The 15,022-nt window shown below is 68.4% G+C and carries 12 protein-coding genes; 4 read left to right on the top strand and 8 right to left on the bottom strand.

Annotated features, from left to right (window positions below; translation table 11 throughout):
- Window positions 1-38: 38 nt before the first annotated feature.
- Window positions 39-602: a helix-turn-helix domain-containing protein gene (locus ACZ3HV_RS07730; RefSeq protein ID WP_465681941.1), complete on the top strand. Its 564-nt coding sequence runs from the start codon at window positions 39-41 to the stop codon at window positions 600-602.
- Here ACZ3HV_RS07730 and ACZ3HV_RS07735 read toward each other — a convergent pair.
- Together ACZ3HV_RS07735 and ACZ3HV_RS07740 are read right to left on the bottom strand one after the other, a co-directional pair.
- Complete coding sequence (locus ACZ3HV_RS07735; RefSeq protein WP_465681943.1) at window positions 569-2,098, bottom strand: FAD-dependent monooxygenase; 1,530 nt, start codon at window positions 2,096-2,098, stop codon at window positions 569-571. The genes ACZ3HV_RS07730 and ACZ3HV_RS07735 overlap by 34 nt on opposite strands.
- Before the next feature lie 75 nt (window positions 2,099-2,173).
- Complete coding sequence (locus ACZ3HV_RS07740; RefSeq protein ID WP_465681945.1) at window positions 2,174-2,782, bottom strand: acyl-CoA-like ligand-binding transcription factor; 609 nt, start codon at window positions 2,780-2,782, stop codon at window positions 2,174-2,176.
- Window positions 2,783-3,004: 222 nt separating this feature from the next.
- Between ACZ3HV_RS07740 and ACZ3HV_RS07745 the strand changes: the two genes are divergently transcribed.
- Window positions 3,005-4,213, top strand: a complete 1,209-nt coding sequence (locus tag ACZ3HV_RS07745) for a TerC family protein (protein WP_465681947.1) — start codon at window positions 3,005-3,007, stop codon at window positions 4,211-4,213.
- Between the two features lie 181 nt (window positions 4,214-4,394).
- Here the strand turns inward: ACZ3HV_RS07745 and ACZ3HV_RS07750 are convergent, their stop codons facing one another.
- Genes ACZ3HV_RS07750 through ACZ3HV_RS07765 form a run of 4 tightly spaced genes read right to left on the bottom strand, consistent with a single transcriptional unit; the run spans window position 4,395 to window position 9,354 of the window.
- Window positions 4,395-5,225, bottom strand: a complete 831-nt coding sequence (locus tag ACZ3HV_RS07750; protein WP_465681949.1) for a carbohydrate ABC transporter permease — start codon at window positions 5,223-5,225, stop codon at window positions 4,395-4,397.
- A 6-nt stretch (window positions 5,226-5,231) separates the two neighbouring features.
- Window positions 5,232-6,182: a carbohydrate ABC transporter permease gene (locus ACZ3HV_RS07755; protein ID WP_360378598.1), complete on the bottom strand. Its 951-nt coding sequence runs from the start codon at window positions 6,180-6,182 to the stop codon at window positions 5,232-5,234.
- Window positions 6,179-7,489 (bottom strand): extracellular solute-binding protein, encoded by a 1,311-nt coding sequence (locus ACZ3HV_RS07760; RefSeq protein ID WP_465681951.1) that lies wholly within the window; start codon window positions 7,487-7,489, stop codon window positions 6,179-6,181. The genes ACZ3HV_RS07755 and ACZ3HV_RS07760 overlap by 4 nt, the downstream gene beginning before the upstream one ends.
- 2 nt (window positions 7,490-7,491) lie before the next feature.
- Entirely contained in the window at window positions 7,492-9,354 is a 1,863-nt protein-coding gene (locus ACZ3HV_RS07765; protein WP_465681953.1) for a glycoside hydrolase family 127 protein, read from the bottom strand.
- Between the two features lie 164 nt (window positions 9,355-9,518).
- Here ACZ3HV_RS07765 and ACZ3HV_RS07770 point away from each other — a divergent pair, with 164 nt between their 5' ends.
- Window positions 9,519-10,517, top strand: a complete 999-nt coding sequence (locus ACZ3HV_RS07770) for a LacI family DNA-binding transcriptional regulator (RefSeq protein ID WP_465681955.1) — start codon at window positions 9,519-9,521, stop codon at window positions 10,515-10,517.
- 61 nt (window positions 10,518-10,578) lie between these two features.
- Window positions 10,579-11,757, top strand: a complete 1,179-nt coding sequence (locus ACZ3HV_RS07775; protein WP_465681957.1) for a hypothetical protein — start codon at window positions 10,579-10,581, stop codon at window positions 11,755-11,757.
- Here ACZ3HV_RS07775 and ACZ3HV_RS07780 read toward each other — a convergent pair.
- The gene (locus tag ACZ3HV_RS07780) at window positions 11,723-12,700 is read right to left on the bottom strand and encodes an acetylxylan esterase (protein WP_465681958.1); all 978 of its coding nucleotides are present in this window, start codon (window positions 12,698-12,700) and stop codon (window positions 11,723-11,725) included. The two genes, ACZ3HV_RS07775 and ACZ3HV_RS07780, sit on opposite strands and share 35 nt — an antisense overlap.
- 10 nt (window positions 12,701-12,710) lie before the next feature.
- Complete coding sequence (locus ACZ3HV_RS07785) at window positions 12,711-15,020, bottom strand: polysaccharide lyase 8 family protein (RefSeq protein ID WP_465681960.1); 2,310 nt, start codon at window positions 15,018-15,020, stop codon at window positions 12,711-12,713.
- Window positions 15,021-15,022: the final 2 nt, after the last annotated feature.

The raw sequence follows: 15,022 nt of genomic DNA on the forward strand, positions 1-15,022 counted from the left end.
TCACGATAGTAGCCACAACTGCCGCTATAGTGGCAAGCGTGATTGATGAGCTCTCCGCCTCACTGGCCGCGACCGTGCAGGCTGCCCGGGTCGCGCAGGACTTGTCCGTGAACGCGCTCGCCGAGCGCTCCGGAGTGTCCCGCGCGATGATCGGCAAGATCGAACGCGGCGAGGCGCAGCCGACCGCGGTGCTGCTCGGCCGGCTCTCCGGCGCCCTCGGCATGACGCTGTCCGAGCTGGTCACCCGGGCCGAGAACACCGGCGAGCTCCTCCGGCGGGCCGGCGATCAGCCGATCTGGACCGACCCGGTCACCGGGTACCAGCGGCGGGCCGTCTCCCCGGTCACCGACGGCCCGCTCGAGCTGGTCGAGGTCGAGCTGCCACCGGGCGCCTCGGTCTCGTACCCGGCCGACGCCTACATCTTCAAGTACCAGCAGCTCTGGATCCTCGACGGACAGCTCCGCTTCCACGAGGGTCCGGTTGTCCACGACCTGCTCACCGGCGACTGCCTCCAGCTCGGGCCGCCGTCGGCGACCACGTTCCACAACCCGTGGACGAGTCCGTGCCGCTATTTGGTGGCGTTGGTCAAGGGCCGTTCCTGAGGTACGCCGAACCAGCGGGCCAGCGCCGTACGCAATCCCTCCTGTTCGACGACACCATCGTGGTTCGCGGCCCAGGCGACGTACCCGTCGGGCCTGATCAGCATGGCGATCGGCGACTCCCCGCTCCCGGTGACGACCTCGACCCGGAGAGCGCTGACGGTTGCCGCGAACGAGCCGTCCGCGGTGAGGTCGACGAGCAGTGGACGGCCCGTGCGCATCAGCTCGGCCAGCCGGATCGAGCCGATCATGAGATCCGGCGCCCAGCGGCCGATCAGTGGATGCGGACCGTCGTGGTAGCGGATGTCCGCGCCGGAGATCAGGTCCGCGATCCGCTGCACGTTCTGCGGATCGGTCAGCAGCTCGCCGAACAGCTCGCGCAACCTGGTCACGTCATTGCCCGGGGCAATCAGTGCGGACTGCGCCTGCGTCTGCATCACGACCCGCTGACCGACCGGGCGACGCTCCGACTCGTAACTGTCGAGCAGTCCCTCGGGCGCCCAGCCCTGCAGCTCGGCGGCGAGCTTCCAGCCCAGGTTGACCGCGTCCTGCAGGCCGAGGTTGAGACCGGGCCCGCCCATCGCCGAGTGGACGTGGGCGGCATCTCCGACGAGCAATACCCGGCCCGCCCGGAAACGGTCGGCCAGCCGGCTGTTCCCACCGGTCAGCCGGCGCAGCAGGAACGGCCCGTCACCTTCGGGCGGAGTCAGCGGCAGATGCACACCGAGGACGCGATCCACGCTCTCCTGCAGCTCGTCGAACGTCATCGGGCCGTCGGGCGGAACATCCCACTCACCGGTGCTGACGACCGGCGGCCGTCCGGGCAGTTGCCCGTACACGAACAGGCCGCGCTCCGTCCGGTGATGCATCAGGCCGGGGATCACGCCGTACCCGGGGACGGACAGAGCACCGGTGGCAGGGTCGATGTACTCCGCGGGTGCGAACGCGTTCGCCGTCCGGGACACCATGGCGTCGTTGGTGACGCCGGGGAAGTCGATTCCGGCGAGTTTGCGGGTGAGGCTGCGGCCTCCGTCTGCGCCGACGAGGTAGCGGGCTCGCAGCTGGTACGGGCCGTCCGGGCCGGCGACTTCGACGGTGACGGAGTCCGCGTCCTGGGAGAACCCAATCAGCTCGTGGCCGCGGCGGACCTCGGCACCGAGCTCGAGGGCCCGTTCCTGGAGCACCTCCTCGATCCGGCGCTGCGGCACCGGCAGCATGTAGACGGGGTTCTGCTCGATCGACGTGAGGTCGAGCGGGAACGCGCCGAACATGTATCCAGGCTGCGGCTCGGGCGGGCCGGGCCGGCCACTGAGACGCTCGTACAGGCCGCGACGGTCGAGCATCCGGACGACCTGACCGACCAGGCCGTTGGCCCGCGGCACCTCGCTCCGTTCGGGTAGCTGCTCCAGCACGATCGGCTGGACTCCGGCCAGGCGCAGTTCACAAGCGAGCATGAGGCCGTTCGGTCCGGCTCCGGCGATGACGACATCGGCATCCATGCATGTGTCCTTCCAGCGAAATTGGGCGTGACTGATCACCCCGGCGGCGCCGGGGATGTGGTTGAGGTGTGGGTTCTAGTCGGGTACCGGCAGGCCTGCGGCGACCAGGTCGAGGGCCTCCCCGAGCAGCTCCGTCATCGGTCGCGGCGGATCGGCACGCAGCCACTCCGCCGACGCCGCTGACCTGGCAGCGCCGACGACATCGGCGACCAGGCGGGGATAGAGCCCATGCGTACCGGTCCGGTCCGCGATCGCGGCGGCGAACTCCTCACCCGCCGCCGCGTACGCCCGCGCCATCTCCCCCTGCAACGACGGCTCGGTCACCATCAGCCGGATCCCGGCGAGCCACTGCTCGTCCGGCGGCAGCTCCGCACCGTGGCCGTTCGCGCCGAGGGCGAACTGCGACTCGATCGACGCCCGGATCGCGGTCCACAACGGCTCGTCGGCCGGCCGCGCGCGCAGCTCGGCGGCGATCAGCAGGCTGCGGTCGACCTCCCGGGCGGCGATCGCCTCGGCCTTGCTGTTGAAGTAGTTCCGGAACGTGCGCAGCGAGACGCCGGCCTCGGCCGCGATGTCCTCGATCCGCACGTTCGCCAGGCCCCGCTCGACCGTGAGCCGGACCGCCGCCCAGCTCAGGGCGATCCGCGTCTCCTGCTTCTTCCGGTCCCGCAGTCCTTCGGCCATGTCCACGACCGTACCAAACTTTGCCGTTTAGGCAAAGATGCCTTTTAGGCAATTTTCTGATGTGGCCGACAAAGGGGTTGGCGGTCATGGTTGGGTTGCCCCCATGGCGGTATTGATGCCGCGCCTCCGGCGCGGCGGGTCATGGGGCTGGAACTCCCGGCCTTCCCTCGTCGCTGCAGTCGCTTCGCTCCCTCCGCTCCTCAGTCCAGGCCGGGAGGCCGCATGACCGTGTCCCCGCTGGTGTGGATCCTGACGCTGCTCGGGATCGTCGGGTTGTTGCTGTTCGACTACTTCTTCCATGTCCGGTCCGCGCACGTCCCGACGCTGCGGGAGGCCGCGATCTGGTCCTCGGTGTACGTCGGGATCGCCGTACTGTTCGGACTCGGCACCCTCGTCCTCGGCGGTACGGCGATGGGCTCGGAGTACTTCGCCGGCTACATCACCGAGAAGGCGCTGTCGGTCGACAACCTGTTCGTGTTCCTGATCATCATGACCAGCTTCCGGGTGCCGCGGGAGAACCAGCAGAAGGTGCTGCTGGTCGGCATCGTGGTCTCGCTGATCGCCCGGGCCGCGTTCATCTTCGTGGGCTCCGCGCTGCTGAACACGTTCTCCTGGGTGTTCTACCTGTTCGGGATCGCGCTGCTGCTGACCGCCGGCAACATGCTCAAGCCCGAGACCGAGGAGTCCCACTCGGCGCAGAACATCGTGGTCCGGCTGAGCCGGCGGCTGTTCCGCACCAGCGAGGAGTACGACGGCGACCGGCTGACCACCATGGTCGACGGGCGCCGGATGATGACGCCGATGCTGCTGGTGATGGTCGCGATCGGCGGCACCGACCTGATGTTCGCGCTGGACTCGATCCCGGCCATCTTCGGCCTGACCCAGAACGTGTTCGTCGTGTTCACCGCGACCGCGTTCAGCCTGCTCGGCCTGCGCCAGCTGTACTTCCTGCTCGACGGCCTGCTGGACCGGCTGATCTACCTGTCCTTCGGACTGGCCGCGATCCTGATGTTCATCGGCGCCAAGCTGATCCTGCACGCCCTGCACGAGAACAACCTGCCGTTCGTGAACGGCGGCGAGCACGTCGAGGTCGTCGAGATCAGCACCGGCCTGTCGCTGGTCGTCATCCTCGTCGTCCTCCTGATCACGATCTTCGCGTCCCTGTTCAGTACGCGCGGCCGCACGCAGACCGCGATGGCCCATATCCGCCGCGACGCCACCGCTTACCTGGACGCGGAGTACACCGAAGACCAGGGCGAACGCGAACGCATCTTCCAGCGCCTCCTCCGCGCCCGAGACCACATCATCGAGCTGGGCCCCGAGGCCCGCCAGCAGGTCAAGAACGAGACCGAACTGATGGCCCTCTGCCGCCAGGTAGCCGACGCCCACGCCGCCGCCCACCCCGAACACGAAGTCCGCCCCAGCCTCTAGTTCTCCCCCGCGCCTGACTACGCCGCCGCAGGCCACCCCTCCGATGCTCAACAGGCAATCCTCCAACTGAGCGTTGCCCCCTGAGATGGAGGGTTGCCCCCTGAGATTCTCAGTGGGCAACCCTCCAGCCGAGGGGATGACCCCTGAGTTGGAGGGTTTGCCCGAGCGGCGGAGTGGGTGGTTAGCCTTTGACGGCTCCGGAGGCTAGGCCGGTTACGTAGAAGCGTTGGAGGGCTATGTAGAGGACTACGCAGGGGATCATGGCGATGACTGAGCCTGCGACCAGGGATCCGAAGTTGACTTCGCCGTAGGCGCCGGCTTGGACGTTTACGAGGGCTACGGGCAGGGTGTAGAGCTCGTCTTTGGTGAGGAAGGTGAGGGCGCCTAGGAATTCGGTCCAGGCGGCGAGGAAGGCGTAGAGGGCTACGGTGGCTGCGCCGGGGGTGACTAGCGGGCGCAGGACCGAGCCGATCATGCGGAGCGTGCCGCAGCCGTCTACGTGGGCGGAGTCCTCTAGTTCGACGGGGACCGAGGCGAAGGAGTTTCGCATCACGAAGACGCCGAACGGCAGGTTGACGGTGGTGTAGAAGAGCACCAGGCCGAACAGGCTGTCGGTCAGCCGCAGCGTGTTCATCTCGAGGTAGAGCGGGGTCAGGATCGCCTGGAACGGGATCATCATCGACACCACCACGAGGGCGAAGAGCAGCGGCGCACTCCGGAACCGGAAGCGCGCGAACCCGTAGCCGGCGAAGGTCGCGAGTACGGCGGTCAGCGCCGCGGTGCTCAGGGCAACGATCAGGCTGTTGCCGACAGCCCGGATCAGGTTGCCCGGTCCCTCGATCAGCGTGCGGAAGTTGTCCCAGGTCAGGTGGAAGAAGGTCGACGCGTTCGGTGCCGCGACGATCACGTCGTTCGGCTGCACCGAGCGGAAGAGTGCCCACAGCAACGGTACGGCGAAGACGAGGAAGGCGCCGCCACCGCCGACGACGTACAGCGTGTTCTTCAGTCTCATCGTGAGTCAGTCCCTCTCCCGGAGCAGCCAGAACTGGGCCGCGGTGACGAGCCCGACCACGATCACCAGGACGATCGACAGCGCGGTCGCGGCACCGAGCTGCAGCTGGACGAAGGCACGGTTGTAGATGTACTGCACGACCGTGGTGGTGTCCGTGCCCGGACCGCCGCGGGTCAGGATGTAGAACTGCGTGAACGCGAGCAGCGAGCCGATCACCGAGATGATCACCGCCATCGCGATCGTGCGCCGCAGGATCGGGATGGTGATCTCCAGCTCCTGCTTCCACCAGCCCGCGCCGTCCAGGTCGGCGGACTCGTAGTACTCGCGCGGGATCGCCTGCATACCGGCCATCAGCAGCATCATGGTCAGCCCGCTGACACCCCAGATCACCAGCACGCAGATCAGTCCGGTCGCGAGCGGCCCGCTCACCAGCCAGGCCGTCGTACCGTCGGTGATGCCGAGTTTGCGCAGGATGATGTTGATCGCGCCGCTGTCGGGCTGGGCTTCCAGCACCGTGACGAAGCTGAGGGTGGACAGCCCGACGACGAACGGCAGGAAGAAGACTGTGCGCAACAACGTCGAGCCGCGGCGCTTGCGTCGTACCAGAACTGCCAAGGCGTAGCCGAGCACCAGGATCGGCCCGGTCACGATGACCGTGTAGAGGATGGTGTAGAGGACCGACTTCGCGAACGCGGCGTCGGAGACGATCGCGCCGTAGTTCTTCAGCCCACTGAACTTGACCGTCCCGATCAGCGGCCAGTTGGTCAGCGAGATCACCAGGGCGAAGGCCAGTGGCACCAGCACGAAGACCCCGACGAACAGTACGGCGGGAGTCACCAGAAGCAGCCCGGTCCGCGCCGGATGCGTGAGTGAGCCTCGTCCGGCCCGTCGCCCGGCGACCGCTGCCCTGCGCGAACCCGGATCCAACCGGCGAGCACCTCTGACCGCGGTACTCATGCTTGCCCCTGCTTCAGGATCCGGTCGTAGTTCTGCTGTGCTTCCTTCATCGCGGCCTCCAGCTCGCCGTCGAAGACGGCCCGGCGGAACATCTGCAGCCACGGCCCGTCCGGCTGGTTGTAGAGCAGGTTGTAGGACAGCGTGGTCGGCGCGTAGCCCTCCTGGATGCGCTCCAACGGCAGCGTCGCGAGCGGGAACTTCTTCGCGAACTCCGCGGTCCGCGCGTCCGACCGCACCGGCGTGTAACCGCCCGCCGGCAGGTCGACCTGCTGCGGCAGGTCGAGCGCGAAGCGGACGAGTTCCCAGGCGCCAGAGGCATTACGAGCGCCGCGGGGGATGCACATGTTGTCGCCGCCGTCGAAGAACGCCGCGCCACCGTCCGGCCCGGACAGCAACCGGGGTGTGACCTTCTGGTGGAACTTGTCGTCGGACGCGGACACCACGACGCTGTAATTGGACGGGAAGATGCCGATCTTGCCGGCCCGGAAGTCGCTCCCCCACCGGGACGCGTCGTCGGAGAAGTTCGCCCGCGGCACCAGCCCGTCGACCCACAGTTGCCGGTGCAGCTCGAGCATCCGCTGGACCACGTCGTTCCCGACGATGTGGCCGGACTGCTCGCCGATCGTGCCTTGGATCAGGTCGGTGTCGGCCGCCCAGATCATCGGCTGTACGACGAACCCGAGCGCACCCGGACTGTTGGCCGGGAAGCTCCACGCGTAGATGTCGTCGCCCAGCTTCCGCAGCTTCTTGGCCGCGTCGAGCAGGTTGTCGAAGGACTTGATCGCCTCGTCCGGGTCGACGCCGGCCCGGTCGCACAGCTCGGTGTTGAACCAGAACATCGAGTTGTCCGCGAGGTACGGAACGCCGTACACGCGCTCGTCCTTCGTCGCCAGCCGCAGGTGGCCGGGACTGAGTTTGTCCCGGAAGTCCAGTCCCTGCAGGGGTTCGGTGAGGTCGGTGAACGCGTCGCGGTAGATGAACAGCATCGAGTTGATGTCGTCGATGTCGACCAGGTCCGGCACACTCCGGCCGCGGATCGCGGTCGCCAGCTTGGTCACGTACTGGGCGTCCAGGACCGGCGTCAGCTCGACGGTGAGCCGGTCCTGGGACGCGTTGAACTTCTTCACCAAGTCGGTCAGGCCGGTCTGCGTCGCCGCCCGGCACCACACCTGCACGGTGCCGGTGGCTTCCTGCCCGAACCCAGCTGCCTGGACGTCGGGTTCGGGCTGGACCGAACTGCAGCCCGGTACGGCGCCGGCCGCGACTGCCGCGGCCGACGCACCGAGGAACTTCCGCCGGGTGAGCATGCTCAGGCCCTGGGTAACCAGACGCGCATGGCGCCGATCTCGCGGTTGGCCCAGGCGTAGTACGGCACCGCGACCACGTCCACCTCGTCACCGGTTCCGTCCTTGGCCGACGAGGTAAACGGCCAGCCGTCGCGGTGACCGGTCCCGGCCAGCCCACGGGTGCGAAGCACGGTCACGCCGTCCAGCAGCTCGTCGTCGTGCACCGCAGCAACTGGTGCCTCAGGCAACAGGTGCAGATCGTCGACGTTCGCCTGCTGGTCGGCCTGCTCGACCGCATAGACGAGCGGGCCGCGTTCCAGCGCGACACAACCCCGTACGGCGTCGACGCGAGGATCGGCGCCGACCACGCGGGTCGTCATCGGCAACTGCAGATCGATCTCGGCGGCCTCGACCCGGGCATAGGTGCCCGCCGCCACCGGCTCGCCGTTCACGGTGGCGCCGTCCGCCCAGGCCGGGATCCTGAGCTCAACTGCGACAGGAGAAGTGATTCGGACCGCGCCATCCCATGGGTAGTTGGTCTCGATGCTCAATTCACCCTTGTCGGTCTGAAGAACTCCAGCTGCGTACTGGTGGATCTGCACCACACCGTCGTTCGTGGTGGCGAGGTAGGCGTCGAGGCTGGCTAGGGTGCGCATGATGTTCGGTGGGCAGCACGCGCAGTCGAACCAGCCGCGCCGGCCGTGCGCCGGACTGCGGCCGTTGTCCGCGTGCGCGGCTCCGCGCAGCTGGAGCGGGTTGACGTAGAAGTACTCGGTTCCCTTCAGCGAGACGCCGGCGAGGAAGCCGTTGTAGAGCATCCGCTCGATCGCATCCGCGTAGAACGCGTCACCAGTCGCGAGGAGCATCCGCCAGGCCCACTGGATCCCGCCGATCGCCGCGCAGGTCTCGGCGTACGCACGGTCCGCGGGCAGCTCGTACTCGTCGCCGAACGCCTCGCCCTCCCAGCGCGCACCCAGACCGCCGGTGACATAGGTCTTCGTCGACCACATGTGCTCGAACTGCCGCTTCAGCGCGTCGAGCAGGTCGGTGTCACCGGTCTCGAGTGCGACGTCGGTCGCGCCGGCGGCGAGGTAGACGGCGCGGACCGCGTGGCCTTCGACCGAGGTCGCCTCGCGGACCGGGATACGGTCGGAGAAGTACGCCGGTTCGTGGCCGTGGTTCTTGATGATCCCGTGGCCGCGCGCCTCGACGAACCACTTGGCCTGGTCGAGGTAGGCCGTCGTACCGGTTTCTCGATACAACTCGACCAGGGCCATCTCGATCACCGGGTGGCCGTCCACGTCGACGGTCTTGCCATCGCCTTCACCGAACGTTGCGACCAGGTGGTCGGCGAGCTTGATCGCGACGTCGAGCAGCGCTCGGTCGCCGGTGCAGCGGACCTGCGCGACCGCGGCCTGGATCAGGTGGCCGGCGCAGTAGTGCTCGTGGCTCCAGACGAGTTGCTGGTAGCGGCCCTCGTCGCCGTACCGGAGCTGGACGACCGAGTCGAGGTAGCCGTCCTCGCGCTGCGCGGCGGCGACGACCGCGGTGAGTTCGCGGATGCGCTTGAGCAGGTCGTCGCTCGGGTTGCGCCCGTACTCCCAGGCGGCTGCCTCGAGCCACTTGTAGACGTCGGAGTCGGCGAACACCGGACCGATCGCCTCGCCTTCGCCGATGCCGGCCGCGAGTCGCAGGTTCTGCAGGTTGCCGGCCGTCTCCAGCTGGTCCTGACCGCTGGGGATCGCGCTCTCGCCGTTGCGGAGCTGGCGCGGTGCCCAGAAGCCGCCGGTGATCTTCGCCTGGCCGAGTCCCAAGGGTTGCCGACGGCCGGCGGCCGTGGCGGCCGGGCTGCGGGAGGTGGTGACTGCTTCCGGGGTAGCGCTCATAGGGCGTGACTCCTGGGGGAAGGCTGCGGAAAATCCAGAACACGTTTTCCTTGACGAAGGTAGAGACGGTCAACGGCCTGGTCAACCCCTGGGACCTGGCGAGATCCGGACACGCCGGGATCCTTGCTGTACTGTTTCCGGAAAGTTCGGAAAGGAGTTGCCGGATGGCGTCACGCGGACGTTCGCTGCCCCGGATCACCGACGTGGCCGCGTTGGCGGGCGTTTCCACGAGTACGGCGTCGAAGGCGCTGAACGACACCGGTCAGCTTCGCGAGGAGACCAGAGAGCGGGTACGCCGTGCCGCCGAGCGGCTCGGGTTCACCCCGGACAGCCGGGGCCGGGCGTTGTCGTCCGGGCGCAGCTTCACGGTCGGGCTGATCACCACCGACAGCTCCGGCCGGTTCAGCATTCCGATCATGCTCGGCGCTGAGGACGCGTTGAGTGCGGGCGAGATGGCGCTGGTGCTCTGCGACACCCGGGACGATCCGCTGCGCGAGCAGCATTACCTGCGGTCGCTGGTGTCGCGGCGGGTCGACGGGATCATCGTCACCGGTCGGCGGACCGAGCCTCGCGCGCCGATCGACGTACCGATTCCGGCTGTCTATGCCTTCAGCCCGTCGACCGATCCGGCCGATACCTCGGTGGTCGTGGACGATCACGGCGGAGCGGGGTCGACCGTCCGGCACCTGCTCTCGCTCGGCCGGCAACGGATTGCGCACGTCACCGGCCCCGCGAGCCATCAGAGTGCGCGGGACCGCGCCGCGGCGACCGTCGAGACTGCCGGCGACGCGATGGTCGGCGAGCCGATGCATGGCGAGTGGACGGAGCGGTGGGGACGGCATGCGGTCGACGTCCTACTGCGTACGACGCCTGATCTCGACGCCATCTCCTGCGGCAGCGACCAGATCGCGCGTGGTGTCTGCGATCGCCTCCGTGAGCTGGGCCGCGCTGTCCCCGACGACATCGCCGTCACCGGGTACGACAACTGGTCGGTGATGGCGCTGGCCAGCCGGCCGCCGCTGACCACTGTCGACCTGGAGCTCGAGGAACTCGGCCGCCGGACGGCGAATCTCCTGCTCGACAGCATCGCCGGCTCGGCCCACCCCGGGCTGATGGAACTTCCGACCCGCCTGGTGACCCGCGAGTCGACGCTCGGCACCTGAGTCATCGGATAGTCGCCCGTACGACTGCCATTCGTTGCCCAGTCCCGCTAGGTTGCTTCGGGTGCTGCGCAAGTTCGTGATCGGCGTAGCGGTGATCGCCACGATCGTGGCGGGGGTGGGCACCGCGCGCCTGGTCCTTCCCCGGGCCGATCCCACCCGCGGCATGGTCAAGCAGTTGGCGTTCCTGCGTGCCGAGATCGAGGGCGGCGCGGACCACGCCGCTCAGAAGCAGTTCCCGGAGGGGTACTTCTTCCTCAACGCGCTCTACGGACTGACGTGGGTGCAGGTCGGGCTCACCGAGCCGGCCCGCTCCGCCGATGCGGCCGCCGAGGCGCGCTGGGCTCTCGACCGGCTGCAGTCCGCGGACGGCACCGCGCCATTCGACGCCTCGCTCAAGCCGCGGTACGGCGTCTTCCATGCGGGCTGGACGAACTGGCTGCGCGGCGGACTGATCGCACTCAAGCACTCCGACGCGGCCGAGATCGACGAGTTCACCAGCAAGTCGGTCGAGATCGCGACCGCGTTCCGGACCGCGCGGACCCCGTTCTTGGACTCGTACCCGGGTCAGGCCTGGCCAGTCGACTCGGTCGTCGCGATCGCTTCCCTGCGCCTGTACGACGACCTGGTGGCACCGCGGTTCGGCCAGATCGCGACGAACTGGGTGGCTGCGGCGAAGACCAAACTGGATCCGGCGACCGGGTTGCTCCCGCACCAGGCGACGCCGGCGCTGGTCGGGGCACGGGCGTCGTCGCAGGGCATGATCCAGCGCTTCCTGGTCGACATCGATCCGGCCTTCGCGCGGGCGCAGTACGAGATCTTCAGGGATCGATTCGTCAACGGGATCGGCGTACGGGAGTATCCGAAAGGTACGGTCGGCCAAGGTGATGTGGACTCCGGACCGCTGATCCTCGGGATGAGCTTGTCCGCGACCGTGGTGACGCTGGGCGCGGCGCGCGTACAGCACGATCCGGTGGCCGACCGGCTGTCCCGGGAAGGCGAGCTGCTCGGGCTGCCGCTCACCGGCCTGAAGACGAAGCGATACCTGTTCGGCGCGGTGCCGATCGGGGACGCGTTCCTGGCTTGGTCCGCGTCCGCGCGACCGCTGGTGGCCGGCGAGCAGCCAGAGCTCGACGGCGGCTCGGTTTGGTGGTGGCTCCCGTGGCTACTGGTGCTCTGGCTGCCGGCCTTGATCCTGTGGGGACTTGTCAGGCGGCGCCGAAAACGGAGGCGAGCGCACTGAGCTTGCGCGGCAGGTCGTACTCCGCGCCGCCCTCGTGCCCGTTGTAGGTGAACACCTCCAGTTGCGCGGGACCGCCGTACCGGTGGTAGGCCGCGAAGACCGTGGACGGCGGGCAGACGTTGTCCATCAGCGCGACCGAGAACCACGCCGGACAGACCGCGCGGGCCGCGAAGTTCACCGCGTCGAAGTACGACAGGGTGCCGATCGCGGTCTCGACGGCGAAACGGTGCCCCTTCAGCCAGCGCGCGATCTCGGCGTACGGGCCGTTGTCGGTGATCTGCGACGCGCGCCGGTAGTGACACAGGAACGGTACGTCGGCGATCGCGGCGGACAGGTCGTCGCGCAGCCCGGCGACCGCGAGCGCGAGCCCACCGCCCTGGCTGCCACCGAGGACGGCGACGTGGTCACTGTCGACGTCCGGGCTGCTCTTGACCGCGTCGACGGCGCGCACCGCGTCGGTGATCAGCCGGCGGTAGTAGTGCTTGTAGGGGTCCTCGATGCCACGGGTGAGGAAGCCTGGTGACGACGAGCCGTGGCCGTCCGGCGCGACGTCCGGGGTGTCCGCGACGGTTTTGCCGCCACCGCCTTGGCCGCGGTTGTCCATCACCAGGTGGGCGTAGCCGGCTGCGCTCCAGGTCAGCCACTCGTACGGGATGCCGCGGCCGCCGTTGTAGCCGATGTACTGGACGACCGCGGGCAACGGGCCGCTGCGATGGCGTGGCAGGAGCAGCCAGGCCTTCACCGGCTGACCGTTCCATCCGCGGAACGTCACGTCCTGCACGTCCACGGTCGCGAGGTGCGCGGCGTACGGCTCGAACCGGGCGTCGATCGAGTGGGCGGCCGCGTCGTCCAGCGTCTGCTTCCAGAACGCGTCGAAGTCCGCGGGCTCCTCGGGTTCGGGCCGGTACTCGCGCAACCGGTCGAGGGGCATGTCAACGAGCATGAAGGTCTCCTCAGTGGAAGGTCGCGGTCAGGCTGGCGCCATGGAGGTTCGAGGTGTCGGCTACCAGGCGCCAGCCGGAACCGTGGCGACTGACCTGTACCCCGTCGTCGGCGCTCACCAGGCGCAGGCCGGGCCGGCTGAGGTCGACGGTGACCGACGAACGGGTTTGCGTCGGGTCCGAGATCGCGATCGTGCCGGCCGCTACGACCACGGAGGCTGGACCATCGGCTGTCAGTTCGGCGACCGTGCCCGCGGTCCAGAAGTTGGCCGCAAGAACGTTGCGCAGGCGGACAGCGTGGGCGGTGGCGTCGGCGCGGAGCTTCTGGACCGGCAGCTTGCCCGCGTACGTCTTCGTCTGAGCCAAGGTGGCCGTCGGCAACTGCACATAGTAGTAGCCCTGGGCAACGGGCGTGGTGCCGTGGTCGATCCAGACGGTGTGGTACGGGCGGGTGACCGGAACGTCGGTGCCGTACTTGAGGTTGATCTCGCGCCAGGTCGCCGTACGGTTCTCGCGCAGCGTCCGGATCGGCGTTCGGTCGGGGAAGATGTAGCCGCCCGTGCCGGCCAGGTGACACCACCCGGGTGCGGCGGTGAACGTCTCGTCGCCGACGCGCAGCTTGCGGTTCTCGACGATGGTCTCGACCGCGCCGTCGCCGGTGATGCCGGAGCCGAGACAGACCACCGCGTCGTCGATCAGGAACCAGCTCTTCAGGGCCTTCAGGTTCGTCCCGTAGCTTCTGAGATCCATGCCGTAGGCACCGATCGTCCGGCCGGGGATCGCCGCGCCGCCGACCCAGTCGGCCTCGCTCGTCGTGCGGAAGCCGTACGAGTCGGCCAGCCGCCGGGTGTCGACCGTTGTCCCCGGCAACCGATAAGGGTCGACCGTCGGCCAGTAGTCGCCCGAGTAGTGGCCGAGGTCGTCGTCGTACACGAGCACCATCCCGTCGGACAGGTGCCAGCCGTGCAGGTTCTCGTTCTGGATCGACTCGTAGTTGTAGATCCGGGACGAGTACGCGCTCAGCCCGACGGTGAAGGCCGGGCGGTGGTGCGCCACCTTGTCCATCAGCGGGTACTGCTTGTGTACGACAAGTGCCCCACGAGCCGGCGTGGTCGACGCGAGGACGGCCCGGGCCGCCACCAGCGAGGCCGGGTCGGTGACGGTCAGGAAATCGCGGAACGTGTCCTCGGTGATCCACTGCTTGACCAGCCCGGTGAGTCGCGCCGCCCGGTCGGCCGGCGCGGCCGGGATCAGCCGGAGGGTGCCTTCGATGATCGTCTGGGTCGGCGCGTGGTTCTGCTTGCTGGGACGGGCGATCTCGCGACCGCAGACCGAGCCCATCAGGTCGCCGCGCACCATCAACGGGTCGAACGCGTCGTCGATCCAGCGGTAGATGTTGTCGAGGTCAGGATCGGTGACGGTCCACGGCGTACCGCCGAGCAGGTAGAGCAGGGACGACAGTGTGCCCAGCAGTTCCTTGCCGTAGCCGCCGTTGTACGGGTGCTTGTAGTGCTGGAGGAACGAGCCGTCACTGTAGAAGCCTTCGCCGGTGCCGTCGATCCGGCCGGGGGCGTCGTTGAACGCGAGGACACTGTTCGCACCGCCGCCTTCCACATCACTGATCGCGTCCCGGACGCGCACGAGTGCCGCGGTGTCGCCGTCGAGGACCGCGCGGATCGCGACCACGGTGGCGATCCAGACGCGGTTCGCGCCGGTTGCGATCTGCCGGTCGGCACGCCAGAGGTTCGGGTCCGGAGTGTAGTGGTCGATCGCGGTCGTGTACGTCGTCCGCAGGCCGGCGGGGATCACGTCGTACAGGAGGACAAGAGTGTCCGCGAACGCCGAGGCGGCGCCGATCTCCCAGTCGTAGTCGTTGTCGTACCGCGGCAGGCTCGGGCTGTAGCGGTTGGTGTGCATCCAGTCGAGCGCGCCGAGGATGTCCGTGGCGACGCTCGCGTTGCCCTGGTACGCCGAGCCGCTCGTGGCCCAGGCGACCGCGATCTGCTCGATCCGGCGGAAGTTCGACGCGACGTGGTTCGACAGCGTCGTACTCGCGAGATCCGGCCAGAGCGCCGTACGGGTCGCGGAGCGATCGAGGGTGGTCAGGGCGGAGCGTGCGAGTTTGTCGATCCGCGCGATCGCGACGGCCAGGTCGGGGTCGGCTGGATCGACGGTTGGACCGCCGGTGAGCCGCACTTGCCAACGGCGGCGGAGTTCGTCGGTCGAGTCGTCGGCCCAGGACGGGGTCGGCACGGTCAGCAGCGCGGCCGAGCCGAGCATGCCACCGAGCACAGTCCGGCGGCGGAGGGTGAGGTCTGGCATGT

Source organism: Kribbella sp. NPDC020701 (assembly GCF_055562215.1).